At 64.7% G+C, this 26,701-nt stretch carries 25 protein-coding genes; 20 read left to right on the forward strand and 5 right to left on the reverse strand.

The genetic code is table 11. The features are described from left to right. Positions 1-41: 41 nt before the first annotated feature. Entirely contained in the window at positions 42-962 is a 921-nt protein-coding gene (locus KYT87_RS07980) for a LysR family transcriptional regulator (protein ID WP_104143206.1), read from the reverse strand. 144 nt (positions 963-1,106) lie between these two features. On the opposite strand from KYT87_RS07980, the gene metE reads away from it, so the two are divergent. From metE to ppa, 13 genes are all read left to right on the forward strand, one after another. Continuing rightward, positions 1,107-3,404, forward strand: a complete 2,298-nt coding sequence (metE, locus tag KYT87_RS07985; protein WP_219991969.1) for a 5-methyltetrahydropteroyltriglutamate--homocysteine S-methyltransferase — start codon at positions 1,107-1,109, stop codon at positions 3,402-3,404. Positions 3,405-3,624: 220 nt separating this feature from the next. Then, entirely contained in the window at positions 3,625-7,659 is a 4,035-nt protein-coding gene (locus KYT87_RS07990; RefSeq protein WP_219991970.1) for a Pls/PosA family non-ribosomal peptide synthetase, read from the forward strand. Positions 7,660-7,827: 168 nt separating this feature from the next. Then, a complete protein-coding gene (locus KYT87_RS07995) occupies positions 7,828-8,430 on the forward strand; it encodes a DUF2889 domain-containing protein (RefSeq protein ID WP_046802827.1) in 603 nt (200 codons plus the stop codon). A gap of 10 nt (positions 8,431-8,440) precedes the next feature. Beyond that, positions 8,441-9,601 carry an ADP-forming succinate--CoA ligase subunit beta gene (gene sucC, locus KYT87_RS08000; protein ID WP_046802828.1) on the forward strand — a complete coding sequence of 387 codons (1,161 nt, stop codon included), beginning with the start codon at positions 8,441-8,443 and terminating at the stop codon, positions 9,599-9,601. A gap of 103 nt (positions 9,602-9,704) precedes the next feature. Next, positions 9,705-10,586 carry a succinate--CoA ligase subunit alpha gene (gene sucD, locus KYT87_RS08005; protein WP_006218345.1) on the forward strand — a complete coding sequence of 294 codons (882 nt, stop codon included), beginning with the start codon at positions 9,705-9,707 and terminating at the stop codon, positions 10,584-10,586. A gap of 286 nt (positions 10,587-10,872) precedes the next feature. Beyond that, the gene (locus KYT87_RS08010; RefSeq protein WP_046802829.1) at positions 10,873-11,571 is read left to right on the forward strand and encodes a TerC family protein; all 699 of its coding nucleotides are present in this window, start codon (positions 10,873-10,875) and stop codon (positions 11,569-11,571) included. A 110-nt stretch (positions 11,572-11,681) separates the two neighbouring features. Continuing rightward, complete coding sequence (locus KYT87_RS08015) at positions 11,682-12,401, forward strand: TerC family protein (RefSeq protein ID WP_039883011.1); 720 nt, start codon at positions 11,682-11,684, stop codon at positions 12,399-12,401. Then, entirely contained in the window at positions 12,388-12,510 is a 123-nt protein-coding gene (locus KYT87_RS29735) for a hypothetical protein (RefSeq protein ID WP_006218348.1), read from the forward strand. Before KYT87_RS08015 ends, KYT87_RS29735 begins: the two co-directional genes overlap by 14 nt. 9 nt (positions 12,511-12,519) lie before the next feature. Further along, a complete protein-coding gene (gene hemC, locus KYT87_RS08020; protein WP_046802830.1) occupies positions 12,520-13,467 on the forward strand; it encodes a hydroxymethylbilane synthase in 948 nt (315 codons plus the stop codon). Beyond that, positions 13,467-14,267 carry a uroporphyrinogen-III synthase gene (locus KYT87_RS08025; protein WP_046802831.1) on the forward strand — a complete coding sequence of 267 codons (801 nt, stop codon included), beginning with the start codon at positions 13,467-13,469 and terminating at the stop codon, positions 14,265-14,267. The genes hemC and KYT87_RS08025 overlap by 1 nt, the downstream gene beginning before the upstream one ends. 37 nt (positions 14,268-14,304) lie before the next feature. Beyond that, complete coding sequence (locus KYT87_RS08030) at positions 14,305-15,498, forward strand: uroporphyrinogen-III C-methyltransferase (RefSeq protein ID WP_046802889.1); 1,194 nt, start codon at positions 14,305-14,307, stop codon at positions 15,496-15,498. Between the two features lie 5 nt (positions 15,499-15,503). Continuing rightward, positions 15,504-17,123, forward strand: a complete 1,620-nt coding sequence (locus KYT87_RS08035) for a heme biosynthesis HemY N-terminal domain-containing protein (protein WP_046802832.1) — start codon at positions 15,504-15,506, stop codon at positions 17,121-17,123. A gap of 32 nt (positions 17,124-17,155) precedes the next feature. Then, positions 17,156-17,686 (forward strand): inorganic diphosphatase, encoded by a 531-nt coding sequence (gene ppa, locus KYT87_RS08040; protein ID WP_046802833.1) that lies wholly within the window; start codon positions 17,156-17,158, stop codon positions 17,684-17,686. Here ppa and KYT87_RS08045 read toward each other — a convergent pair whose 3' ends face one another. From KYT87_RS08045 to KYT87_RS08060, 4 genes are all read right to left on the reverse strand, one after another. Next, a complete protein-coding gene (locus KYT87_RS08045; protein WP_046802834.1) occupies positions 17,687-18,523 on the reverse strand; it encodes an IclR family transcriptional regulator in 837 nt (278 codons plus the stop codon). A 15-nt stretch (positions 18,524-18,538) separates the two neighbouring features. Then, positions 18,539-19,300: an SDR family NAD(P)-dependent oxidoreductase gene (locus KYT87_RS08050; RefSeq protein WP_046802835.1), complete on the reverse strand. Its 762-nt coding sequence runs from the start codon at positions 19,298-19,300 to the stop codon at positions 18,539-18,541. After that, a complete protein-coding gene (locus KYT87_RS08055) occupies positions 19,300-20,511 on the reverse strand; it encodes an ABC transporter substrate-binding protein (protein WP_046802836.1) in 1,212 nt (403 codons plus the stop codon). Before KYT87_RS08055 ends, KYT87_RS08050 begins: the two co-directional genes overlap by 1 nt. A gap of 87 nt (positions 20,512-20,598) precedes the next feature. Next, entirely contained in the window at positions 20,599-20,997 is a 399-nt protein-coding gene (locus tag KYT87_RS08060) for a cupin domain-containing protein (protein ID WP_046802837.1), read from the reverse strand. 172 nt (positions 20,998-21,169) lie between these two features. Here KYT87_RS08060 and KYT87_RS08065 point away from each other — a divergent pair, with 172 nt between their 5' ends. The 7 genes from KYT87_RS08065 (at position 21,170) to KYT87_RS08095 (ending at position 26,633) form a co-directional block, all read left to right on the forward strand. After that, positions 21,170-21,949 (forward strand): SDR family NAD(P)-dependent oxidoreductase, encoded by a 780-nt coding sequence (locus KYT87_RS08065; protein ID WP_219991971.1) that lies wholly within the window; start codon positions 21,170-21,172, stop codon positions 21,947-21,949. A 10-nt stretch (positions 21,950-21,959) separates the two neighbouring features. Next, entirely contained in the window at positions 21,960-22,730 is a 771-nt protein-coding gene (locus tag KYT87_RS08070) for an ABC transporter ATP-binding protein (RefSeq protein WP_104143218.1), read from the forward strand. Position 22,731: 1 nt separating this feature from the next. Continuing rightward, on the forward strand, positions 22,732-23,424 hold the full coding sequence (locus tag KYT87_RS08075; protein WP_219991972.1) for an ABC transporter ATP-binding protein: 693 nt from the start codon (positions 22,732-22,734) through the stop codon (positions 23,422-23,424). Positions 23,425-23,437: 13 nt separating this feature from the next. Beyond that, positions 23,438-25,315: an ABC transporter permease gene (locus KYT87_RS08080; protein WP_219991973.1), complete on the forward strand. Its 1,878-nt coding sequence runs from the start codon at positions 23,438-23,440 to the stop codon at positions 25,313-25,315. Further along, entirely contained in the window at positions 25,315-25,617 is a 303-nt protein-coding gene (locus tag KYT87_RS08085; RefSeq protein ID WP_046802842.1) for a Dabb family protein, read from the forward strand. Before KYT87_RS08080 ends, KYT87_RS08085 begins: the two co-directional genes overlap by 1 nt. A 136-nt stretch (positions 25,618-25,753) precedes the next feature. Further along, positions 25,754-26,449, forward strand: a complete 696-nt coding sequence (locus KYT87_RS08090) for a fumarylacetoacetate hydrolase family protein (RefSeq protein ID WP_046802843.1) — start codon at positions 25,754-25,756, stop codon at positions 26,447-26,449. A 52-nt stretch (positions 26,450-26,501) separates the two neighbouring features. Beyond that, positions 26,502-26,633, forward strand: coding sequence for an entericidin A/B family lipoprotein (locus tag KYT87_RS08095; RefSeq protein ID WP_006218367.1), 132 nt, complete (start codon positions 26,502-26,504; stop codon positions 26,631-26,633). Positions 26,634-26,701 lie beyond the last annotated feature (68 nt).

Below are 26,701 nucleotides of genomic sequence, written 5' to 3' on the forward strand. Positions count from 1 at the left end.
TCGCTGCCGCCCCATGGACGCCGCCCCCCCGGGCGGCGTTTTCACGTCTTTGCCGACTTGATGCCCGACAGCGTCTTGAAGCATACGTCGCGCGTAATGGTCAGGAATTCGTCGATGTAGGACGCGTCCGTATCTTCGCTGCGCACGGTCGCATACAGCGTGCGCCAAACGCCTTGCGGTCCCAGCCGGCACAGCCGCAACCAGCCCTGGTTCATGTATTCCGTCAGCGCCCAGTTCGGCAAGGCCGCCACGCCACGGTTGCTGGCGACCAGCTGCGCAATGATCGGGGTCAGTTCGGCCTTGCGAATGGCGGCGGGCTCGACGTCGGCGGGGTCCAGAAACGCGGTGAAGACGTCCAGGCGTTGTTTGTCCACCGGATACGTAATCAGCGTCTGGTCCGCCAGCTGGTCCGGCATGATGAATTTGTTGCCGGCCAACGGGTTCGCTTCCGACACCGCCAACACCAGTTCGTACTTGAACAAGGGCAGGTATTCCACGGCGTCCAGCGGTTGCGGGTCCGACGTGATCACCAAGTCCAAATCGCCGCGCACCAGGGCGGGCAGGGGGGCGAAGGAAAACGCCGCCGACAGGTCCAGCGCGACGTCGGGCCACTGCACCCGGAATGCGTCCAGCGCCGGCATCAACCACTGAAAGCAGGAATGGCAGTCAATTGCCAGATGCAGTCTGCCGCCGCGGCCGGCCGCCAGCCGTTGCAGGTCGCGTTCGGTTGCGCGAATGCGGGGCAGGACTTCATCCGCCAGCGCCAGCACGCGCAAGCCGGCCGTGGTCAGGCGGGCGGGGCGGGTGCGGCGGTTCAGCAGCGGCGTGCCCAGCCGGGTTTCCAGGTCGCGCAATTGATGCGACAGGGCCGACTGCGTCAAGTGCAGCCTTTCGGCGGCTTCTTGCAGACTGCCGCCCTCGCGGATGGCGGTAAGCGTTTCAAGATGGCGGATTTCTAGCATGGGAAGGACGGGCCGACGCGGAATGATCGCCCTAGTATATGAGAAATACTCATCTTATCCATGTAGAGATTGATTTTGCTTCATGTATGTTTGCCTGCACAATGGTCATCACTTGAACAAACTTTGTCTAACGGCGGTGTTCTCATGACTACTATTCATAATCTGGGGTTCCCCCGAATCGGCGCCCAGCGCGAATTGAAGCGCGCGGTCGAGGCCTATTGGGCTGGCAAGCAAACCGCGCAAGCGCTGGAAGAGACGGGCCGCGAGTTGCGGGCCCGGCACTGGAAGCTGCAAGCCGCCGCCGGCTTGAAGTTTGTGCCGGTGGGAGACTTTGCCTGGTACGACCAGATCCTGGAATGGACCACGCTGCTGGGCGCCGTGCCCGCGCGCTTTGGCCAGAAGGACAACGAGGCAGTGTCGCTGGACACGCTGTTTCGCATGGGCCGTGGCCGCGCGCCGTCGGGCAAACCCGCCGCCGCCTGCGAGATGACCAAGTGGTTCGACACCAACTATCACTACATCGTGCCGGAACTGGTGCCCGGCCAGACGTTCCGCATCGCCCGCGAATCGCTGTTCGAACAAGTCCAGGAAGCGCAGGCGCTGGGCCACGAGGTCAAGCCCGTGATCCCCGGCCCGCTGACGTGGCTGTACCAGGGCAAGGGCGACGCGTTCGCCGGTGGCGCCGCTGACGAAGGCAAGCTGCAACTGCTGGCTGCGTTGCTGCCGGTGTATCAGCAAGTGTTGGCGCGTTTTGCCAAGCAGGGCGTGCAATGGGTGCAGATCGACGAGCCCATCCTGGTGCTGGACCTGCCCCAAGCCTGGCGCGATGCCTGCGAATCGGTATACGCCACGTTGGCGGCCAGCCCGGTCAAGCTGCTGATCGCTACCTACTTTGACGGCCTGAAAGACAACCTGGCCACCGCGCAAGCGCTGCCCGTGGCGGGCCTGCACGTGGACTTGGTCCGCGCACCCGAACAATTGCATGACGTCGTGGCCGGTTTGCGCGCCGGCCAGGTGCTGTCGGCCGGCGTCATCAACGGCCGCAATATCTGGCGCACGGACCTGGACGCGGCTATCGCCACGCTGGCACCCATCAGGCAACAACTGGGCGACCGTCTGTGGTTGGCCCCGTCGTGCTCGCTGCTGCATGTGCCGGTAGACCTGGCTAATGAAACGGAGCTGGATGCCGAACTCAAGAGCTGGCTGTCGTTTGCGGCGCAAAAACTGCAAGAGCTGAACTTGTTGGGTCGCGCGTTGAACAACGCCACCGACACCTCTGTGCAGGATGGGCTGATCAAGCAACGCGCCGCGCTGGCTGCTCGCCGTTCGTCGCCGCGCATTCACAACCCGCTCGTGAGCCAGCGCATGGCCGGCGCGACCGCCGTGTCGCGAGACCGCGCACCGTTTGCCGGCCGCATTGCGCGCCAGCAAGAACAGCTGGGCCTGCCCGCGTACCCGACCACCACGATCGGATCGTTCCCGCAGACCGCCGAAATTCGCGCGTTGCGTCGCGACTGGAAAGCCGGCGCGCTGACGGATTCGGGCTACGAGAACGCCATCCGCAAGGAAATCGAAGAAGTCATCCGCTTCCAGGAAAAGGTGGGCCTGGATGTCTTGGTGCACGGTGAACCCGAGCGCAACGACATGGTGGAGTATTTTGGCGAACTGCTGGCCGGCTTTGCGTTCACCAGGAACGGTTGGGTGCAAAGCTATGGGTCGCGTTGCGTCAAGCCGCCGATCATTTTTGGCGACGTGGCCCGGCCCGCCCCGATGACGGTGGGTTGGTCGTCGTACGCGCAATCGCTGACGGACAAGCCGGTCAAGGGCATGCTGACCGGCCCGGTCACCATCTTGCAATGGTCGTTCGTGCGCGACGACCAGCCGCGTGAGCAAACCTGCCGCCAGTTGGCACTGGCGCTGCGCGACGAAGTGGTGGACCTGGAAACCGCGGGCATCAGCGTTATCCAGATCGACGAGCCTGCCATCCGCGAAGGCCTGCCGCTGCGTCGCGCCGACTGGAAGGCGTACCTGGATTGGGCGGTGGATTGCTTCCGCTTGGCGACGGCGGGCGTGCGCGATGAAACGCAGATCCACACTCACATGTGCTATTCCGAATTCAACGACATCATCGAATCCATCGCCGCCATGGACGCCGATGTGATCACGATAGAAACGTCGCGGTCGAACATGGAATTGCTGAAGGCGTTTGAAGATTTTGATTATCCGAACGACATCGGCCCCGGCGTCTACGACATTCATTCGCCCAACGTGCCGGACGTCGATTGGATGGTTGGCTTGATGGAAAAGGCGGCGACCCGCCTGCCCAAGGAACGCCTGTGGGTGAATCCTGACTGCGGCCTGAAGACGCGTGCCTGGCCTGAAACCGAAGCCGCGCTGATCGGCATGGTGCAGGCGGCGCGCGCGCTGCGCCAATCGGCCTGACGCCAAACCGTCACCGGCCCGCCTGGCTTCAAACGGGGCGGCGCCAACAACCCCTTGCGTGATGCCGCCGGCATTGCGCAAGGGGTTTTTTTAATGCGCGGGCGTGAACGAATTTTCGCGGCGCTGGTCCATTAAGCCACCCTGGCATCGGCAGCCGCCCATGCCATGGCTGCTGCGTTAGTTGCCTCCTATTCTTTGCTGCCGGATTGTCGCCGTCCCTATGATTCTCCAAGGCCCTTATCGGCCGGATCTGCTTCTTGCGGAAACGCTGCCCGATATTTTGGAAGCCACGATCCTGCGGCACCCCGCCGCCATCGCCATCCACTGGCAGGATCAAACACTAAGCTACGACACGCTGGGCCAACGCGCATCGCTTGCCGCGCACCATCTGATTCAGGCGGGCGTGCGGCCCGGGCATATCGTCGGCTTGTGCTTGCCGCGCGGCGCCGACCTGCTGGTGATGCAGGCGGCCATCGCGTTGGCCGGCGCGGCCTGGCTGCCCTTTGAAGCCGACACGCCGCCGGACCGCATGCTGGTGTGTTTGCAGGACGCTGGCGCGAATGGCCTGATCGCCAGCGCGGACGTGCGTCTGGATGGCATGGTCACCTGGACGCCGTGGGCGCTGGCCGTTCCCGTCCAGGGCGCACTGAACCGGCGCGCAGGGCTGCGGCCTGAACACCCCGCTTATGTGATCTACACCTCTGGCTCAACCGGCAAGCCCAAGGGCGTACCGATCACGCATGCCAGCATCTGCCATTTCCTGCGCAGCGAAAACGAAGTGTTGGGCGTGCGCCAGGACGACAAGGTCTATCAGGGCTTCTCGGTGGCGTTCGACATGTCGTTCGAGGAAATCTGGATCAGCTACCTGGTGGGTGCCAGCCTGTGGGTGGCGCCCAAGATGTTGACGACCGACCCCGAAGGGCTGCCCGACGCGCTGGTGCGCGAAGGCGTCACGGTGCTGCATGCGGTGCCTACGCTATTGGCTTTGTTCGCGCGCGACGTGCCCGGCTTGCGCATCGTGAACCTGGGCGGCGAAGTGTGCCCCGACTTTCTTGTGCCGCGCTGGGCCACGCCCGGCCGTCGCTTGTTCAACACGTACGGGCCGACTGAAACCACCGTGTCCGCCAGCGTGGCCGAGCTCATGCCGGGGCAAGCGGTGACGATCGGTGTGCCGCTGCCCAATTACGGCATGCTGGTGCGCGGTGATGACGGCGCGGTGCTGCCAGCGGGGCAGGTCGGCGAGCTGTGCATCACGGGCCCCGGCGTGGCCGACGGCTACCTGGGTCGGCCGGCGCTCACGGCGGAAAAATTCCTGGCCAATCCTCGGCCCAGCGGCAGTCATGACACGCGCATGTATCGCAGCGGCGATCTGGCGCGCATCGACGAGCACGGGCAGATCCATTGCCTTGGGCGCAGCGACGATCAGGTCAAGGTGCGCGGCTTTCGCGTCGAGCTTGGCGAGATCGAGGCGGCGCTGTATCGCCAACCCGGCGTGGGCGCCGCCGCCGTGGTGTTGCGCGATCTTGCCGGTATCGACCAATTGGTGGCGTTCGTAATGCCGGAAAGCGACGCGCGCCTGGATCCGCACGCCTTGCGCGCCGCCTTGTCACAAGAGCTGCCGGCGTACATGATTCCGGCCCGCTTTGAATTCGTGGCCGAGGTGCCGCGGCTGACATCGGGCAAGATCGACCGCAAGACGCTGCGGTCGCGCGAGCTGGGCAACGCGCAGCAACCGTCCACGGAAGACGACGAGCCCGTCACGGCGGGCGAGCGCGCGTTGTTCGATGCGCTGCGTCCGTTGTTTCCGGGGCAGCCGCTGCATCTGGCCAGCGACTTCTTCCGAGATCTGGGCGGCCATTCCCTGCTGGCCGCGCGGCTGGTTTCGTCGCTGCGCAAGCATCCGAATTTGTCAGCGCTGAGCATGCACGAGCTATATCAGCATGCTGGCGTGGGCGCGTTGGCCGCGCGCCTGGATGCGTTGATGGCAACGGCAACCGCAACCGCAACCGCAACCGCAACCGCAACCGCAACCGCGGCCTCTGCGTCCACTGTTACGGCAACCACCGCCGTGCACGCCGCGCAAGACGCCTCGCCCGCCCGCGCGCCGGAATGGCGCCGCTGGACGTGCGGCCTGGCGCAATTGGCCGCGCTGCCATTGTTGATCGGCGTGCGCATGCTGATCTGGCTGACGCCGTTTTTCACCTATCACTACCTGACCGGTGACGATGGCGATTCGGTCTGGCGTGCCGTTGCCTGGTCCATCGCCAGCTACCTGGCCTGCAACCTGCTGAGCTTTGCCGTGGCCGTCGCCTGTAAATGGGCGATTGTCGGCCGCCAGAAGCCGGGCCGCTATCCGTTGTATGGCTGGCGCTTTTATCGTTGGTGGCTGGTCGACCGCATTCTGGATATTCCGCCCGCGCACCTGCTGGCGGGCTCGCCGCTTCAAGTCTGGTATCTGCGGGCACTGGGCGCGCGCATCGGCCGCGACGCTGCCATCAGTCGGGTGTCGGTGCGTGCGCCAGACCTGCTGACGGTGGGCGATGGCGTCAGCATCGGCGCCGCCGTCAATCTTGAAAACTTCGCCGTGCGCGGCGGCATCTGGGAAGTCGGCCCGATCACGCTTGCCAACAACGCCTATGTCGGTTCGTATTCGGTGCTGCAAGGCGATGTCGAGATGGGCGAAGGCGCGCGGCTGGAAGGGCTGTCATCGCTGGTCGGCGGTACGCGCGTGCCCGCGGGGCAAACCTGGACGGGCGCGCCGGCGCGACATGACCCCCGCGCGCAGCCGTCCGATCTGCCGCCCCGGCCCGTGCGCGAAGGGCGCTGGCGCCGGCTGGACGTGCTGGCCTACGCGGCGGGCGGCACGCTGATCGCCGCGCTGTTCTTCATGCCGGTCTTTCCCAGCTTCGTGTTGATCGATTGGATCGACGCGCGCTGGCTCGACCTGATGGGCTCGCGCGCGTCGTGGCCCGTCGCATTCCTGTGCTATCTGCTGCTGGCGCTGCCGGCCAGCGCCTTGCTCTTGCTGTTGACCGTGCTGGCGTGCGCGGTGCTGCGCTGGTCTCTGCTGCCCAGACTGTCGGCCGGCCGCTGGCCGGTATATGGTCAGATCTATCTGCGCCGTTGGTTGACCAATCAGATCCAGGAGGCCAGCCTCAGCGTGCTGCACGGCCTGTATGCGTCCATCTATGCCGGGTCGTGGTACCGACTGCTGGGCGCGAAAGTAGGGCGCGGCACCGAGATTTCCACCGCGATGGGCATCGTGCCAGACATGCTGACCTTGGGGCGCGACAGCTTCATTGCCGACGGCGTGATGCTGGGCGACGAGGAAATCGACCAGGGCTGGATGCGCTTGCGCCCGACCGTCATCGGCAACCGCAGCTTTGTGGGCAACGGGGCGTACGTGCCGGATGGATCGGTGTTGCCCGATGACGTCCTGATCGGCGTGCAAAGCCGCGCGCCGGCCAATGCCGCGATGGCCAGCGGTCAGACATGGCTGGGCAACCCGCCGCTGGCGCTGCCCGCGCGCGAGCAGACGGCCGGCTTTCCCGCCCACTTGACCTTCCGGCCCAGCACCGGCCGCAAGGTGGCGCGCGGCGCGGTCGAAGGCATGCGCATGATCCTGCCGCTGGCGGTGGTGATCGCGGTGGGCTATCTGACCGTCATGCGCGTCATTCCCATCGCGGCGGTCGACGGGTTTATCGGCGCGTTCGACGAATTGATGCTGGCCGGCGTGCTGTACGGCGTGGGCACCTTCCTTTTCGTGGTGTTGCTCAAATGGGCGCTGATGGGCCGCTACCGGCCGCGCGCCGAGCCGATGTGGACGCCGTTTGTGTGGAAAAGCGAGGCGGTGACGAGCCTGTATGAATCCATCGCGGTGCCGAACTTCTTCAATTTCCTGCGCGCCACCCCGTGGTTGCCGCTGGCGCTGCGCTGCCTGGGGGCGCGCATCGGCAAGCGGGTGTTCATGGATACGACCGACGTCACCGAGTACGACTGCGTGTCGATCGGCGACGATGCGGTGCTGCACGCCGGGTCGGGGCCGCAGACCCATCTGTTCGAAGACCGGGTCATGAAAATCGGGCCGGTCGATATCGGCCCGGACGTGAACGTCGGCCCCCGCAGCACCATCCTGTACGGCACCCACGTGGAAGCGGGCGCCCGCCTGGGGCCACTGACGCTGGTGCTTAAGGGCGAGACGATTCCGGCGGGGCAGGCGTGGATGGGCAGTCCGGCCACACCGTGGACAGTCTGAGGGCGCCGGGCAGGGCGGGCGGCGGGGTGAGCCGGGTGGCGCGCGGGAGCGCCGGCATGGCCCGCCCCCGCAAACCGGCCATTTGCTACCAGGCCGCCTGCGCTATACTTTCAAGGTTTTGTTGCCGCGCACCATGCGCAGGCCATCTTCGCCCCGCAGGCCCCCAGCATGCCCTTGCCACCGCCCGATTACCCTCGCCAACCGCTGCACACGCGTTCCATACGCGTGCAGTCGTATGCGCGCGAGGACGGCAATTGGGACCTGGAAGCCGAGCTGATCGACGTCAAGGCGTACGATTTCCCCAAAAGCGACGGCAAGATGTTCAAGGCCGGGCAGCCCATCCACCATATGCACCTGCGCATCACCATCGACGAGGAATACTCGATCGTGGACGCGCAGGCTGTCTATGATGCGGCCCCTTATGGCGGTCATTGCATGGCCATCGAGGCGGCTTACACTGATTTGATCGGCATGAATCTGCTTAAGGGATTCCGCCGCCAGGTCAAGGAGCGGTTCGGGCACGTGGCGGGCTGTACGCACATGACCGAGCTGTCGCAGGTGCTTCCCACCGCGGCGGTCCAGACCATGGCCAACCGCCGGCGGCAGGAAACCAACCCGAACCGGCGTCCATTCCAACTGGACGGCTGTCATGCGCTAAGCACTGGCGGCCCGGTGGTGGCTGAGCACTATCCCAAGTGGTACACGGGGGGTAGCGCTGAGGCATCGGCCGATTCGTCCTCCGATTCACCTTCTCTTTCTCATACGTCCTGACAGGTAACACATGAAAATCCACGAGTATCAAGGCAAGGAACTGCTGAAGCAATTTGGCATCCCGGTGCCGCGCGGGATCCCCGCTCTTTCCGTCGACGAGGCCGTGGCTGCCGCTGAAAAGCTGGGTGGACCGGTCTGGGTCGTCAAGGCGCAAATCCACGCGGGCGGCCGCGGCAAGGGCGGTGGCGTCAAGCTGGCGCGCTCGCTGGAAGACGTGCGCAAGCTGGCCTCGGAAATCCTGGGCATGCAGCTGATCACGCACCAGACCGGCCCGGAAGGCCAGAAGGTCCGTCGCCTGTACATCGAAGACGGCGCCGACATTCAAAAGGAATACTACGTGTCGCTGGTCACTGACCGCGCCACGCAAAAGGTTGCCTTCATCGCTTCCAGCGAAGGCGGCATGGACATCGAGGAAGTGGCTCATTCCACTCCCGAGAAGATCATCACCGAATACATCGACCCGCTGACCGGCCTGTCGGCCGAGCAAGCCACCAAGATCGCCAACGCGATCGGCCTGCCCGCCGACTCCACCGCCCAAGCCGTGGACGTGTTCCAGAAGCTGTATCAGTGCTACATGGAAACCGACGCGTCGCTGGTTGAAATCAACCCGCTGAACCGCGACGGCAAGGGCAACATCATCGCCCTGGACGCCAAGTTCAACTTCGACTCCAACGCCCTGTTCCGCCACCCGGAAATCGTCGCCTACCGCGACCTGGACGAAGAAGACCCCGCTGAAATCGAAGCCAGCAAGTTCGACCTGGCCTACATCCAGCTCGACGGCAACATCGGCTGCCTGGTGAACGGCGCCGGTCTGGCCATGGCCACGATGGACACCATCAAGCTGTTCGGCGGCGAGCCGGCCAACTTCCTGGACGTCGGCGGCGGCGCAACGGCCGAGAAGGTCACCGAAGCGTTCAAGATCATGCTCGCGAACAAGAGCGTGAAGGCCATTCTGGTCAACATCTTTGGCGGCATCATGCGCTGCGACGTCATCGCCGAAGGCGTGATCGCGGCTTGCAAGGCCGTCAACCTGAACGTGCCGCTGGTCGTGCGCATGAAGGGCACCAACGAAGAACTCGGCAAGAAGATGCTGGCCGACTCCGGCCTGCCGATCATCAGCGCCGACACGATGGCCGAAGCGGCCACCCGCGTCGTAGCCGCCGTCAAGTAAATATGCCCCCTCGCCGCGCCCCTTCGTGGCTTGCTGCCCCCCATGGGGGAGCTTTCCACCTTGGGACGGCCCGGCGGTAAAAGAAATTGCCAAGGATTCACAAATGTCGATTCTGATTAACAAGGACACCAAAGTCATCACCCAGGGCATCACGGGCAAGACGGGCCAGTTCCACACCCGTATGTGCCGTGAGTATGCCAATGGCAAAGCCGCCTTCGTGGCCGGCGTGAACCCCAAGAAAGCGGGTGAAGACTTTGAAGGCGTGCCGATCTTCGCTTCCGTCAAGGAAGCCAAGGCCGACACCGGCGCAACCGTGTCCGTCATCTACGTGCCGCCCGCCGGCGCCGCTGCCGCCATCTGGGAAGCCGTCGAAGCTGAACTGGATCTGGTGATCTGCATCACCGAAGGCATCCCGGTCCGTGACATGCTGGAAGTCAAGAACCGCATGAAGGCCAAGGGCAGCAAGACGCTGCTGCTGGGCCCGAACTGCCCCGGCCTGATCACGCCGGACGAAATCAAGATCGGCATCATGCCCGGTCACATCCACCGCAAGGGTCGCATCGGCATCGTCAGCCGTTCGGGCACCTTGACGTACGAAGCCGTGGCGCAAGTCACCGAACTGGGCCTGGGCCAATCCAGCGCCGTCGGTATCGGTGGCGACCCCATCAACGGCCTGAAGCACGTCGACGTCCTGAAGATGTTCAATGACGATCCCGACACCGACGCCGTCATCATGATCGGCGAAATCGGCGGTCCGGACGAAGTCAACGCCGCTGAATGGGCGAAGGACAACATGAAGAAGCCGGTCGTCGGCTTCATCGCTGGTGTCACCGCTCCTCCTGGAAAGCGCATGGGCCACGCTGGTGCCCTGATCTCCGGTGGCGCCGACACGGCCGACGCCAAGCTGGAAGTCATGGAAGCCTGCGGCATCCGCACCACGCGCAACCCCTCCGAAATGGGCAAGCTGCTCAAGTCGGTGCTGTAAGTCTTACAGCATTGCGTTTAAGAAAGCCCGCTTCGGCGGGCTTTTTTTTGTCCGTTCGGCACGTGTCCGGATCGAAATTTCTGTGGTTTTACTAGGGTAATCCCGTGTCCAAACTGCGTTCGTCCAAACATACGGAAAGCTGAACGAAACTATAATGAAAGAAATTTCGCACGTACCCAGCAAGAATGCCGTCGGGCTCGCACCAAGACGGTCAGTACGGCTTTTGGTTTTTTTCATCCATTAATTTGGTTCGTCCTAGGGGGATCAACACCTAGGAAAGAGAGGCATGGAACTCAGTTCAGCGGCATTCTGGATAGCGCTGCTCCAGATCATTTGGGTCAATATTCTGCTATCGGGCGACAACGCCGTGGTTATTGCGCTGGCGGCGCGCTCGCTGCCTCCGGCGCAGCAAAAGAAAGCGATCACGATCGGCTCGGCCGCCGCGATCATCATGCGTATCGTGCTGACCCTGGTGGCGGCCAAGTTGCTGTTGTTGCCGTACCTGAAGCTGATCGGCGCGTTGCTGCTGGTCTACATCGGCGTGACGCTGTTGTTGCCGGAAGGCGAAGACGACGGCGCGGGCAAGACGCAAGGTAATCTGCTGACCGCCATCCGCACGATCATGATTGCCGACTTGGTCATGAGCCTGGACAACGTGGTGGCCGTCGCTGCCGCGGCGATGGGCGACACGACCTTGCTGGTGTTGGGCCTGGCCATCAGCATCCCCTTGGTCATCTTCGGCAGCACGTTGCTTTTGAAGGTTATCGAGCGCTTCCCGATCATCGTCTGGGTGGGTGCGGCGTTGCTGGGCTTTATCGCCGGCGAATTGTTGGTGGGTGATCCCGCCTTGCAAGAGCCGGTGGCGCGTATCGACGCGGCCCTGGGCGTATCGCATCACAGTTTCGAACTGATGACGGGTGCATTGGGCGCGATTCTGGTGCTGGCAATTGGTAAAGTTTTGCTGATGCGCCAGAAAGCTGAATGAAAGCTGAATTACAATAATTAGTTGTTTGAATGATCTCGCCGCGCAGCGCGCGGCGAGGTGGCCGGCTCGGGACCGGCCTTTCTTTTCATAAATGCCTTCGGGGGTTCATAGTGCTTGAGTTTTTCCAGACGCTGAGTTGGGCAGCGGTATTCCAGATCATCCTCATCGACATCCTGCTCGGCGGCGACAACGCGGTGGTTATCGCGCTGGCGTGCCGCAACCTTGCGCCCAAGCAGCGCATGCAGGGCATTCTTTGGGGCACCGCGGGCGCCATCATCCTGCGTGTCGTGCTGATTGCTTTCGCATTGACGCTTCTGTCGATTCCTTTCCTGAAGGTCGTTGGCGGTCTGCTGCTGGTCTGGATCGGCGTCAAGCTCTTGATCCCTGAAGACGATGCCCATGGCAACGTGAAGGGCGGAACGTCCATCGCCGCCGCCATCAAGACCATCATCATTGCCGACTTCGTGATGAGCCTGGACAACGTGATCGCCATCGCCGGCGCGGCCCAGAACGCCCACGCCGACCACCAGATCGGCCTGGTCGCCTTCGGCCTGATCGTCAGCGTGCCGATCATCATCTGGGGCAGCACCCTGGTCCTGAAGCTGATCGACAAGTATCCCTTGGTGGTTACGTTTGGCGCCGCGCTCCTGGGCTGGATCGCCGGTGGCATGCTGATTACCGATGTGGTTGTCGAACGTCAATTCGGTGTTCAGCCGACTACGGTTAAAATCGCTGCAGAAATTATCGGCGCCTTGCTCGTTGTTGTCCTTGGACGGTGGCTGGCAAGCCGCAAAACCGCTTCCAAGGAATCAGCACATGAGTCTGCGTAGATCCGTCGATCCCCAGCAATCCGAATCGGGCCTGAGCCTCCTTCAGGGCCTTTTCGTGCTGGCCATCCTCGGGGTAGTCGCGACGGTCATCGTCTCCAATTTCGTTTGATGACCGCACGTGTCTCTTCCGCAACGCCTGGTCATCGCGACCCGCGCCAGCCGGCTTGCCCTGTGGCAAGCCGAGCATGTGCGCGACCGGCTGCGCACGCTGTACCCGGCGTGCGCGGTTGAGCTTCTTACCCTGACAACCCGAGGCGACCAGATCCTGGACCGTACCCTGTCCAAGGTCGGTGGCAAGGGTCTTTTCGTCAAGGAACTTGAAAACGCGTTGCTCGACGGGCGCGCCGATCTTGCCGTGCACTCGTTGAAAGACGTGCCGGTGGATCTGCAAGCCCCGTTCGAGCTTTGCGCCATTCTTGATCGCGCGGACCCGCGCGATGCCTTCGTATCGAATCGCTACGCCTGTCTGGCAGATCTGCCGGCGGGCGCGGTCGTGGGTACGTCAAGCTTGCGGCGCGAATCGCAGATTCGTGCGCGCTTTCCTGAACTGGTGGTCAAACCGCTGCGCGGCAACCTCGACACGCGTCTGGGCAAGCTGGACAAGGGCGAGTACGACGCCATCGTGCTGGCCGCCGCGGGGTTGGAACGCCTGGGTCTTCAGGCGCGCATCCGCAGCCTGCTGGACCCGGCCGACAGCCTGCCGGCCGCCGGGCAGGGCGCCTTGGGCATCGAAATCCGTAACGACCGCGACGACATGCGCGCGTGGCTCGCGCCGTTGATCAGCGCGGCCACCACGTCATGCGTGCAGGCCGAGCGTGCGGTGTCCCGCAGGCTGGGCGGTTCCTGCCAGGTGCCGCTGGCAGCGTTTGCCCAAATCTCTGGCGACACCTTGTCATTGCGCGCCTTGGTGGCCTCGCCGGATGGCGTACGCATGGTCCACACCACCCGCAGCGGCCCGGTGGCCGATGCCGAAGCCCTGGGTGAAGCCGCCGCACAAGAGCTGCTGGATGCCGGCGCCGCCGCTATCCTCCAGGAACTGCTGCAAGCCGAGCCCCGGCCGGACTGATGTCCACCCCCGCCCGAGTCGCCGTCCTGACGCGGCCCGAAGGGCGCAACGAGGCGCTGGCCGGCCGTCTGACCGACGCCGGCTGGTCCGCCTGCATTCTGCCAGCACTGGAAATCCACCCGCTTGATGTCCCGGCCGCGCAATTGCCGCGTCCGGACGACTTCGACATGGTCGTGTTCGTCAGCGGCAACGCGGCCAAGCAGTACTTGCGCCAACTTGCTGCCGCGCACGGTCCGCGCCCCTGGCCCGCCGGGGTGATTGCCGCCACGGTGGGCCCGGCCAGCGCCCAAGCGCTGCGCGAGTCCCCCGCGTTTGGCGCGAATACAACAGTTCTGCACCCTGGCGACGAGGCTGCCAGCCACGATTCCGAAGCCTTGTGGGCCGTGTTATGCGGCTTGCCTGCCTTGCCGGCGCGCGTGCTGCTCGTGCGTGGCACGCAGGGCAGGGACTGGCTGGGCGACAAGTTGCAGGCCCATGGTGCAGCCGTGACGCGCTACGCCGCCTATCTGCGGCGGCCCGCCGTCTGGGACGCCTCGGCGCTGGCGCGATTGCGCGGCTTGGCCGAGGCGGGCGTATCGGCTACCTGGCTTATCACCAGCGGCGAAGGGGCCGACGCCGTGCGCGCAAATCTGGACGCCGCGGGCCTGGCCGCGTGGTGGCGGCAGTGCCAGTTTGTGTTGACGCATCCAACGCTGACGCGGCGCGTGCCGCCGGCCTGTCATGGCGCCGACGGGCCAGCAATGGTAAAAATCTGCTTGCCCAACGACGAGTCGATATTCCAGGCTTTTGTTGCTGCTTGATTCGTTGCATCGGACTGACACCGAATACAATCGCGTCATGACAGACAAGACTCCCGCTACCGATCCGGTCGTTCACACGGCCGCCCCGGGCGCAAGCGCGCCCGCATCGGCCCCGGCCGATCCCGTCAAGGCCCGTCCGGCCAAGCGCGGCAACGGCCCCTTGGTCACCGCCCTGATAATCGTCATCCTGCTTGCCGTGGGCTTGGGTTACGCGTTGTGGAAGCAACGCACCCAATTTGTGTCCGCCGGCCGCGAGGTTGCCACGCGCATCGACACGCTGACCGCCGACGTGGCGCAGGCGCGCAAGGACACGCGCGAGGCCCTGGCGCTGGCGCAAGCGCAAGCCGGCCGCGTGGGCGAGCTTGAAGACACCGTCCGCGAAACCCAAAGCCAGTACAACGCGCTGCAACAGGCCTGGCAAAACTTCAACGACAGCGCCAGCGACGAACTGCTGGCCAACGACGTCGAACGCCTGTTGACCATCGGCAACCAGCAGTTGCGCCTGGCCGGCAACGTGTCCAACGCCATCGTTGCGCTGGAAACCGCGCAGGCCCGTCTGGCACGCGCCGACCGTCCGCGCTTCTCAAGCCTTCAGCAAGCCATCAACGGCGACCTGGATCGCCTGCGCGCCGTCTCCACCGTGGACATTCCCGCGCAATCGGCGCGCATCGAACGCCTGGTGGCGCTGGTCAACAAGGCGCCGCTGCTGGTGCCCGATTCCGCCGCGCCGGGCATGGTTGCCACGGGCGATGCCCAACCCGCCGCCGCGCCCGCGCCGACGATCGATCCGCAGGCCGGCTTGCCCGCCGACGCGCCCTGGTGGCAGCGTTGGCGAGCCGAAGTCGCGTCGTGGCCCGGCCGTGCAGGTTCGGCCCTGGCGCACGAGCTTGGCGGCCTGATCACCATTCAGCGCGTTGACGAACCCGCCGCCTTGCTGCTGTCGCCCGAGCAAGCCGACCAGGTGCGCGGCACGCTGCGCCAGCGCCTGTTGACCGTGCAGTTGGCCATGCTGATGCGTCAGCCCGCCGTCTGGAAGAGCGAGCTCGACAACGTCGGCGTCACCCTGTCCAAGTACTTCGATTCCCGTTCGCCCGATACGGTCGCCGCGCAAACGTTGGCGCGTGAACTGGCCCAGACGGACATCGCCGTGCGCATGCCGGACGTGGCCGACAGCCTGAATGCCGTGGCCGCCTTGCGCGCCGCGGGCTTCAAGAACAGCGGGCAGGATTGAGCCTTATGCGTACCTGGTTCTGGACACTGCTGCTCGCCGTCATCGCCGTCGCCCTGGCGGTGGTGCTGCGCTCGCATTCCGGCAACGTGCTGTTGCTGGTCTGGCCGTGGCGCATTGGGATGTCGCTGACGTTGGCCGTGCTGCTGATCGTGGCCGCCTTCATCGTGCTTTATGTGGGTTTGCGTTTGCTGGCATGGCTGCTTGCCATTCCGGATCGCGTTCGCGTGTGGCGCGGCAAGCGCGCACAGGCGCGTGACCACGAATTGCTGGAACGCGGCTGGATCGGCCTGCTTGAGGGCCGCTACGCAGTCGCCGAGAAGGACCTGACCAAGCTGCTGGACCAAACCAAGGTGCAAACGCGCCGGGTGCTGGCGGCCTTGTCCGCGGCGCGCGCCGCGCATGGCCTGGGCGAATTCGACCGGCGCGACCGCCTGCTTGCCACCGCGCAAGAACAGGCCGGCACCGACCCTGGGCTGACGGAAGCCACGGCAACCGTGTCGGCCGACATGCTGCTGGACCAGGGCCGCCCCGAGCGCGCGCTGGCGGTACTGGCGCCGTTGGCTGACGGCGGCGCGCGCCATCTGCACACGATGCGCCTGCTGCTGCGCGCGCACACCGCGTTGCATCACCAGGAGCAGGTTTTCACGCTTGCGCGTGGGCTGGTGCGTCGTAATGCCCTGGCCCGTGCCGAGGCCGACGTGTTGATCGATACGTCCGGCGCCGCACGCCTGCGCGCGGCCGCCCACAGCGACGCGTGGCGCGCCATCTGGAAAGATCTGAAGGCCGAAGAGCGCCTGCTGCCCGATATCGCGCTGGCTGGCGCCGCCGCCTTCGACGCGGCCGGCGAGCCCAACGAAGCGGCGCGCGTGCTGGAAGCGGCCATCGCCGTGAAGTTCAACCCCGCACTGGTGGCCGCCTACGCCCGCTGCGACGCCGAACAGGTGTCGCGCCGTCTGGCCAAGGCGGAGACCTGGTTGCAGCAACGCCCGACCGATCCCGATCTGCTGACCGCGCTGGGCATGCTGTGCCTGAACGGCCAGTTGTGGGGCCAGGCCGAGCGATACCTGTTGCGCAGCCTCAGCCGCCGCAGCGATGCGCAAACACATGCGTTGCTGGGCAGCCTTTACGACCGACTGGATAGGCCCGCCGATGCCGTGCGCCACTGGCGCCTGGCCACGGCGGCCAGCATGGCGCTGCCGGTGCTGGCGGCCGACGCGGCCTTGCCCGCGGCGGACACCGGATCGGACCCGTACCGCGTGGATGCCGAAGGCGGCTATGCGGTGGGCTTGTCGGACACGGACGGCGATGCCGATGTGGGCGGCGACTACCCGTCGTTGCCACCCGCGGTAGCGGCCTCGGCCTCTGACTACGTGCTGGACCCGGACGCCCGCGTCAGCCGTGACCAGCGCGACCGCGCGCTGGCGCCCGAAGACGCGCCGCTGGCCGGCGGCACGTCGGATATCGACGAGTACTTCGACAGCGCCCCGATTCCGGCGGCGGCTTTCGATGAACCCGTGCCTACGTATTCGCCGGCGCCCGCCGCCCCCGCCAAGCCCACGCCCGCGCCGGCGTCGGCGCCGGTGCCGACGACCAAGCCGCCGTTCAAGGACGACGGCTCGCTTTGAACATTTCTTCAGACAAACAACAAGGTTGAATCATGAGTCTTGATCGCGTCTCCCCTGGCAAGAAGCTGCCGGAAGACTTCAACGTCATCATCGAAATCCCCATGAACGCCGACCCGGTCAAGTACGAGGTCGACAAGGACACGGGCGCGATTTTCGTTGACCGCTTCATGCTGACCGCCATGCACTACCCGTGCAACTACGGCTACATCCCGCAAACCCTGTCGGACGACGGCGACCCCGCCGACGTGCTGGTCCTGACCCCGTTCCCGATCCAGATCGGCGCCGTCGTGCGCTGCCGCGCCATCGGCGTGCTGGAAATGGACGACGAGTCGGGCGGCGACGCCAAGCTGTTGGCCGTGCCGATTGAAAAGCTGTACCCCCCGTACCGCAACATCAAGTCGTACGAAGACCTGCCGACCGAAGACGTCGCGCGCATCCAGCACTTTTTCGAGCACTACAAAGATCTCGAAAAGGGCAAGTGGGTCAAGGTCAAGGGTTGGAAGGGTGTGGACGCCGCTCACGAAGAAATCGTGAACAGCGTCGAACGCTACAACAAGGCCTGATCAGGCTTTGGTCCGCGCCGGTGTTGCACCGGCGGGGGCCTTGATGCGGCGCGGCCGCGACGGCATGATGCCGATCGCCGCCGCGCCGTTGCTTTGTGGGGCTTGCAGGTTCTGGGACACTTCGGCCGCCGCCACTTGGATGCGCGCCTGCAAGACCTCAAGGCGCGATGCCGACGTGTTTGCCTGGGCGGCAATGAAGACCAGGCTGCCCACCACCTTTTGCTCGGGGCTGAAGATCGCCGCGCCGATCCCCATCAAGCCGGGGTCGACCTCGCCATGCGACACGCATACGCCCGCCGTGCGCAGCCGTTTCAGGTTGGCGCGAAATTCGTCCCAGTCTTCACCCAGGCCCGCCTCGCGGATTTCGGCCGCGTGCCACAGCATCAGGTTGCGCAACTGGTAGGGCGGCAGGTTCGCCAGGATGGGCTTGGCCGTCGCGCCCCGGAACATCGGGAACGGCCTGCCGCGCGCATAGCTCGATTCGATCGAGTTGTCGGTCCAGTAGCGGTCCACGCACATGACCTTGTCGCCGTAGTAGCTGCACAACATCAGGTTGGCGTGCAGTTCGTCGCCCGTGGCGCGCATGACGTCGCGCGCCGCGCGCATCAGCGGGTCGTGCTGGCGCAGATGGCGGTCCAGTTCGATGATGCGCGAGCCCAGCACGTACGCCCCGCCCGCGGTGGGCGCCAGCAGCCCGCTTTCCGTCAGCGATTTCAGGTAGCGATACGCGGTGGCGCGCGAGCAATCCAGATGGGCCATGACGTCCTCCTGGAACGCGGCGGTGGTGTCGTCGCGAAAAAGGTCAAGGATGGACAGCATGCGGTCGGGAGTGCTCATTGCGTGGGGACGTGCCTAGTGAATGTGGAAGCCGCCGTTGACGTCGACCACGATGCCGGTTGAATAAGAGGACAGGTCCGAGGCCAGGAACAGAATGGCTTGGGCAACCTCGGCGGGCGAGCCGAAACGTTGCAGCGGAATGCCCTGTTTGAGTTCTTGTTCCCAATTTTCGCCGAATTTTCCCAGCGTCATGTCCGTTTCGATAATGCCGGGGGCCACGCAATTGGCGCGTACGCCGCGTGGGCCCAGTTCGCGCGCCAGCGCCTTGGTGAAACTGATGACGCCGCCTTTGGACGCCGCGTAATGCGAGCCGCCCAGCAGGCCGCCGCCGCGCAGGGCGGCGGTGGACCCCAAGTTGACGATGGCCGGTTGCCGCGTGCTTTCCAGCAACGCGGGCAGGGCGGCGTGCGTGACGTTGTAGGTGCCCGTCAGGTTGACGTCGACCATGCGCCGGAATTCGTCTTCGGGCAGATCCCAGATTCGCGTGGCGGCCACGATGCCGGCGTTGTTGACCAGCACGTCGAGGCCGCCCAGCGCCTGTACGGCGCGCGCCAGCGCGGCCTCGCACGAGGCGCCGCGCGACACGTCGCAATGCAGGTTGACGCGGCCGTCCACCAGGGCGCCCGGGCCGTCTTCGGGATAGGCGTGGTCCAGCACCGCGACGCTGGCGCCCTGCGCCAGGAAGAGCTCGACAACGGCCGCGCCGATGCCACGGGGGTTGGCGCCCCCCGTGATCACGGCGCGCTTGCCGGCCAACAGCGACTGCGCGCCGTCCATCACGACTTCACCAGCGAGCAGCCGCCGTCCTTGAGCGGGCGGAACGCCTGTTCGGCCGGAATCTTGCGCACCAGGTTGTAGTAGTCCCAATCGCGCTTGGACTCCGACGGTTTCTTGACCTGGAACAGATACAGGTCGCGCATGACGCGGCCGTCCTCGCGGATGCGGCCGTTTTCCGTCATGAAGTCGTTGATGGGCGTCTCGTGCATCTTTTTCAGCACGGGTTCGGATGCGTCTGTGCCGGCGGCCTTGACGGCATTCAGGTAGTGCATCGTGGCGCTGTAGTTGCTGGCTTGCACCATCGACGGCATGCGGCCCGTGCGCTTGAAATAGCGTTCGGACCATTGGCGCGCCTTGTCATCCTGGTCCCAATAGAACGGTTCGACCAGGTTCAGCCCTTGCGCGTATTCCAGCCCCACGCTGCGCACATCGACGATGCTCATGAACAGTGCGGCCACTCGCTGCTTGCTGCCCATGATGCCGAATTCAAAGGCCTGCTTGATGCTGTTGATGGTGTCGCCGCTGCCGTTGGCCAGGCCGATGACCTGCGCCTTTGACGCTTGCGCTTGCAACAGGAAAGACGAAAAGTCCGAGCTGGCGATGGGATGGCGCACGCTGCCCACCACCTGGCCGCCCTTGGCCTTGACGACCGCCATGGCGTCGCGTTCCAGCGAGTGGCCGAACGCGTAGTCGGAAGTAATGAAAAACCAGCTTTTGCCGCCGTCCTCGATCACGCCGTTGGCCACGCCGGTGGCGTAGGCGTAGGTGTCGTAGGTCCAGTGCATGCCGTTGGGCGAACACGCCTTGCCCGTCAGGTCCGCCGACCCCGCGCTGGTGAAGATGACCACGCGCTTCATTTGGCGGGTCAGGTCCTGCACGGCCAGCGCGATGGCCGAGTTGGGCACGTCCAGGATCAGGTCCACCTTGTCGTTCTCGTACCAGCGGCGCGCCACCGACACCCCGATGTCCACCTTGTTCTGGTGGTCGGCCGAAATCACTTCGATGGGCTTGCCCAGCACGTTGCCGCCGAAATCCTCGACGGCCATCTTTACGGCTTCCACGCCGAACTTGCCGGACAGGTCCGCCATCATGCCGGACTGATCGCCCAGCACGCCGATCTTCACGACGTCGTCCGATACCTGCGCCATGGCGGGAATGGAAAGGGCGCCCAGCACGCAGGCGGCAAGGCTGTTCTTGATACGGGTCTTCATGGGGTGTCTCCTTGGGGGCTTGTTCTTTTGCGCGCCGCCCTGTGCCGGGCGGTCATGCGGGGTCGTGCGGGTTGAAAAAGCCGGGGCTTACTCCAGCGTCTGGCCGGCGTAGGCGTCGATGAACAGATTGGGCTTTAAGAAAAAGCTGAGGACGAGCGCGCCGTTAGGGGCGCGCGCAATGTGCTGGTTGCCGCGTGGCCGCCACACGTAGTCACCCGCGCAGACCTCGCCTTCGGCGTCCACGATGGAACCTTCCAGCACATAGGTCTGTTCGACTTCCACGTGTTCGTGCAGCGGCAGTTCGGTGCCGGGCTGCCAGCGGAACAGGGCGGTCAGCAAGCCGGTTTCCTTGTCCTGCATCAACACCTTCATGTCGATGCCTTCCACTTGCGTGGGTTTCCAGGGCAGGTCGGCCACTTTCAAAAAGCGCGACGCCAGGGGCGGCAGCGCATTCGCGGCGGGGCAGCCGGGGGTTTCGAGGGCCATGATTGTCTCCTAGCCAGAACTCGTTATCGAAGATAAAGCAAAAATCTTGTTATTGAGTGTTCAAAAATAGTCGCGTATATTGAGATTCATGTCAACCGTGTTTTGTACGAAGAAGCAGGGGCGACACAGGCCGGACCTAGAGATCCGATGCCTATAAAACAAGGAGACAAGCTTGAAACACGACTATCTGGACCAGACGTTCGGTCTGGCGGGGCGCGTCGCGCTGGTGACGGGCGCGGCAAGGGGCCTGGGCTACGCCATCGCTGAAGCGCTGGGCCGCGCGGGGGCGCGGGTGGTGGTCAACGACCTGTCGCAAGCCGCCTGCGACGCCGCGGCCGCCAAGCTGGCCGCGCTGGGAATCGACGCTCATGGCGTGGCCTTTGACGTGGCCGACGCGAGCGCCGTGACCGACGCCGTGGCGCGTCTGGATGACGCGGGCCTGTCCATCGACGTATTGGTCAGCAATGCCGGCAACCAGAATCGCAAGCCCGTTGTCGAGATGACGCCGGCCGAGTGGCAGGCCTTACAGAACGTGCACGTGAACGGCGCGTTTCATTGCGCGCGCGCCGTGCTGCCGGGCATGGGCAAGCGCGGCTTCGGCCGCATCGTGCTGATGTCATCGGTGGCGGGGCAGGCGACCATGCCCAACATTGCCGCCTACGCCACCGCCAAGGGCGCCATCGCCGCCTTCACGCGCGCGCTGGCGGTGGAATACGGCGCCAGCGGCGTCACGTGCAATGCGCTGGCCCCTGGCTTTGTGCGCACCGATTTCACGCAGGGCCTGCAAGACAACCCCGACTTCCAAACCTTCCTGTCGGCCTCGGTGCCGGTGGGCCGCTGGGCCACGCCGCAAGACGTTGCGCCTGCCGTGGTGTACCTGGCCTCGAAGGCCGCCTCGTTCGTCAACGGGCATGTCCTGGCGATCGACGGCGGCCTGTTGGCCCGCATGTAAGAGGCCCACCATGACGACGCCAAGCACCCCGGCGGTTCTGTCCGCACAGGGGCTGGTCAAGCGCTTCGGCGGCTTCAATGCCGTCGATGGCGTGACCCTTGCCCTGCACGAAGGCTCCATCCACGCCTTGATCGGGCCCAATGGCGCCGGCAAGACCACCTGCTTCAATCTGCTGACCAAGTTTTTGACGCCCGACGCGGGCGTCATCCATTACCGTGGGCGCGACATCACGGCGCTGGCACCCGAGCAGATTGCCCGGCTGGGCATCGTGCGGTCGTTCCAGATTTCGGCCGTGTTCCTGGGCCTGACCGTGTTGCAGAACATGCGTGTGGCCTTGATGCGCCAGCATGGCGACGGCATGCGCTTCTGGCGCAGCCGCCGTAGCGTTGACCGCCTGAACGAACGCGCCATGGAGCTGCTGGACGCGGTGGGCCTGGCCAATCTGGCGGACACGACTGCGGCCATGCTGCCCTATGGCCGCAAGCGCGCGCTGGAAATCGCGATGACGCTGGCGCTGGACCCCGACATCATGTTGCTGGACGAACCCATGGCGGGGCTGGGCCAGGAAGACGTGGCCCGCATCGCCGCATTGATCCGGCGCGTGGCGGTGAACCGCAGCATCCTGATGGTCGAACACAACCTGTCCGTGGTGGCGGACCTGTCCGACACCATCACCGTGCTGGCACGCGGCGCGGTGCTGGCGCAAGGCGATTACGCCGCCGTGTCGCGCGATGAACGCGTCATCACCGCGTACATGGGCTCGGACGAGGAGGCGCACTGACATGCTGGCCATCAACGACCTTAACGCCTGGTACGGGGAATCCCACGTGCTGCACGGCGTGAACATCGACGTTCAGCGTGGCGAACTTGTCACCATCCTGGGCCGCAACGGCGCGGGCAAGACCACGACGCTGCGCGCCATCATGGGCATTCTGGACAAGCGGCGCGGTTCCATCCGCTTGAACGGGCAGGAAACGGTGAGCATGGCGCCGCACCGCATCCCGCGCCTGGGCGTGGTGTATTGCCCCGAAGAGCGGGCGGTGTTCCGCAGCTTGAGCGTCACCGAAAACCTGCTGCTGCCGCCGCGCCTGGCCGACGGCGGCATGTCGCTGGACGAAATCTACACGCTGTTTCCCAACCTGCGCGAACGCAGCGCCAGTTCCGGCGGCAACCTGTCGGGCGGCGAGCAGCAGATGCTGGCCATCGCGCGCATCTTGCGCACCGGTGCGCAGCTGATCCTGCTGGACGAGCCCACCGAAGGCCTGGCGCCCGTCATCGTGCAGCAGATCGGACACGCCATCCGCACGCTGAAAGAACGCGGCTTCACCATCGTGCTGGTCGAGCAGAACTTCCGCTTTGCGACCAAGGTGGCCGACCGCCACTACGTCATGGAGCACGGTTGCGTGGTCGATCAGTTGTCGGCGGACGAGGCGCGCCGCGATCCTGCCCGGATCGCACGCCGCCTGGGCGTCTGAAAGGAGAATCCCTGTGTTCGAAATTTTCGGTGTGCCGTCCACGGCGCTGTTCGGCCAGCTGTTGCTGGGCCTGATCAACGGGTCTTTCTACGCCTTGCTCTCGATCGGGCTGGCGGTGATTTTCGGCCTGTTGAACATCATCAACTTTGCCCATGGCGCGCAGTACACGGCCGGTGCGTTCCTGGCCTGGATGCTGCTCAATTACCTGGGCGTGAACTACTGGGCCGCGCTGGTGCTGGTGCCGCTCATCATGGCGGTGTTTGCCGTGGCGGTCGAGCGCCTGCTGATATCCCGCACCTATCGCATGGACCACCTGTACGGGCTGCTGCTCACGTTCGGCATCGCGCTGCTGATCGAAGGCGGGCTGCGCCAGGCCTATGGCGTGTCGGGGCTGCCGTACACCATCCCAAAGGCCTTGTCCGGCGGTGTGAACCTGGGCTTCATGTTCCTGCCGTGGTATCGCGGTTGGGCGGTGGCCGTGTCGCTGGTGCTGTGCCTGGCGGTCTGGGTACTGATCGAGAAAACGCGCGTGGGCGCCATGCTGCGCGCCGCAACCGAGAACCCGACCATCGTGCGTTCCTTCGGCATCAACGTGCCGTTGTTGATCACGCTGACGTACGCGCTGGGCGTGGCGCTGGCATCGGTGGCGGGCGTGATCGCCGCGCCCATCTATCAGGTCAGCCCGATGATGGGATCGAACCTGGTCGTCGTGGTGTTCGCGGTGGTGGTGATTGGTGGCATGGGGTCCATCATGGGCGCCATCATCAGCGGTTTCGGGCTGGGCATCATCGAAGGGCTGACCAAAGTGTTCTACCCCGAGGCCGCCAACCTGGCGATCTTCATCATCATGGTGCTGGTGCTGCTGTGCAAGCCGGCCGGGCTGTTCGGCAAGCCCTTGCAGGTTCAGAACGTGCTGGCGGCCGAAGCGACGCGCCAGCCCGTGCAACTGAGCCGGCGCGCGATGCGGATATCCATGGCGGTGCTGGCCGTGGTGGCGCTGGCGGCGCCGTGGTTTGTCTATCCCACATTCCTGATGAAGGTGCTGTGCTTTGCGCTGTTCGCGGCGGCGTTCAACCTGCTGGTGGGCTATGTGGGCCTGCTGTCCTTCGGTCACGCGGCCTTCTTCGGCGCGGCGGCCTATGCAACCGGCATCGTCATGAAGGTGCTGGGCGCCACGCCCGAACTCGGGTTGTTGGCGGGCGTGGTCACGGGCGGGTTGCTGGGGCTGCTGTTCGGCGCCATCGCCATCCGGCGCCAGGGCATCTACTTCGCGATGATTACGTTGGCGCTGTCGCAGCTGGTCTACTTCATTGCGGTGCAGGCAGGCTTCACGGGAGGCGAGGATGGACTGCAAAGCGTGCCGCGCGGCAAGCTCTTCGGAATTTTCGACCTGCAAAACGTGATGCCCATGTATTACTTCACGCTGGCCGTGTTCGCGCTGGGCTACGCCTTCGTGCTGCGCGTGCTCAATTCCCCCTTTGGCGAAGTGATCCGATCGGTGCGCGACAACGAGCAGCGCGCCCGCTCATTAGGCTATTCCACGTCGCGCTACAAGCTGCTGGCCTTCACGCTGTCGGCCTCGGTGGCCGGGCTGGCGGGCGGCTTGAAGGTGTTGGTGTTCGGCGTGGCCTCGTTGACGGATGTGCATTGGCACGCCAACGGTGAAGTTGTGCTGATGGCGCTGCTGGGCGGTATCGGCACCGTGTTCGGTCCGCTGGCCGGGGCCTTCACGTTTGTGTCCCTGCAAAACTACCTGGCGCCGCTGGGCTCGTGGGTGCTGATCGTGCAAGGGGCCATCTTTGTCTTGTGCGTGTTGCTGTTGCGAGACGGCATCATGGGATTGGTTGCGCGCGCCTGGCTGGCAGCGACGCGTTCGAAGAAGGAGTCCTGATGTTTCTGCATGTGGTGATGTTGCAACTGTCGTCCGCCGCCGATGCCCGCTTTCACGAACGCGTCCAGGTGTATTGCGATCGGGTGCTGGCGGAATGCGATGGGGTGGCGGGCTATGCCTTTCGACCCAACCAGGCCAGCCGCGCCGACGGCCTGACGCACGCGGTGGTGGCCGCCTTCGCTGACGAGGCGGCCCATGACCGCTACCAGGTGTCGCCCGCGCACCAGGAAATGAAAACCTATATGGCCGGCTTCATCGAGCGCCTGGTGGTTTTCGATGGTGAAATCCCTACGTTTTCCTGAACGAAACCCGGCCGCCCGTGGCGCCGGGAAAGGGATAAACTCGCGGATGATTTTTACCTTACGCGCCGCGCCTCGTGCGCGGAGGTAAGATATTTGGCCGGTTTTCAGTCACGTATTTGTCATAGGTTGATCGCTCATGGACTACGTATTACCTCCCCAGCCGCCCGTCGCGGTCCCCGTGGACGGCAGCGCCGCGTTGTTTCCGGTGCGCCGCGTCTATTGCGTGGGTCGCAACTACGCCGAACACGCCAAGGAAATGGGCTTCACCGGCCGTGAAGACCCGTTCTTCTTCTGCAAGCCCGCGGACGCCGTCCGCCCCGTTGCCGACGGTGAAACCGGCAAAATGTCGTATCCGCCCAAGACCTCGAACCTGCACTACGAGATGGAACTTGTCGTGGTGCTGGGCAAGGGGGGCCGAGACATTCCGGTTGAGCAGGCCAACGAATGCGTGTGGGGCTATGCGCTGGGCCTGGACATGACCCGCCGCGACCTGCAAGGCGAAATGAAGAAGCAGGGCCGCCCCTGGGAAATCGGCAAGGCGTTCGACGAGTCCGCCCCGATCGGCCCGATCCACCCGCGCAGCGTCGTGGGCACGCTGGACAAGGGCGCGATCTGGCTGGACGTGAACGGCCAGCGCAAGCAATCCAGCGACATCTCGCAGATGCTGTGGAACATCCCGGAAAGCATTTCGTACCTGTCGGGCCTGTTCGAATTGCAGCCGGGCGACATCATTTTCACCGGCACGCCCGAGGGTGTGGGCGCCGTGGTGCAGGGCGATGTCATCACCGGTGGCGTGGAAGGCCTGGGCGAACTGCGCGTGCAGATCGTTTGACCTTCACCCCCCCACACACTTGCATCGATTTTTTTGTTCAGGAGTTGACAGCATGCGCGGCAAGATCGTGCTGACCGCCTTTGTCGTATTCGGATTCGTGCTCGCCGGTTGCAATACCGTAGCGGGCATGGGCCGCGATATGTCCCGGGCCGGCAATGCCATCACCAACGCGGCCGACAAATAAGCACCGTCGGTTGATTGGTCCAGGCAAGAAAAAGCCCCTTGAAGTTTCTTCAAGGGGCTTTTTTATGC

The organism is Achromobacter sp. ES-001 (assembly GCF_019448355.1).
GTDB lineage: Bacteria > Pseudomonadota > Gammaproteobacteria > Burkholderiales > Burkholderiaceae_B > Achromobacter > Achromobacter spanius_B.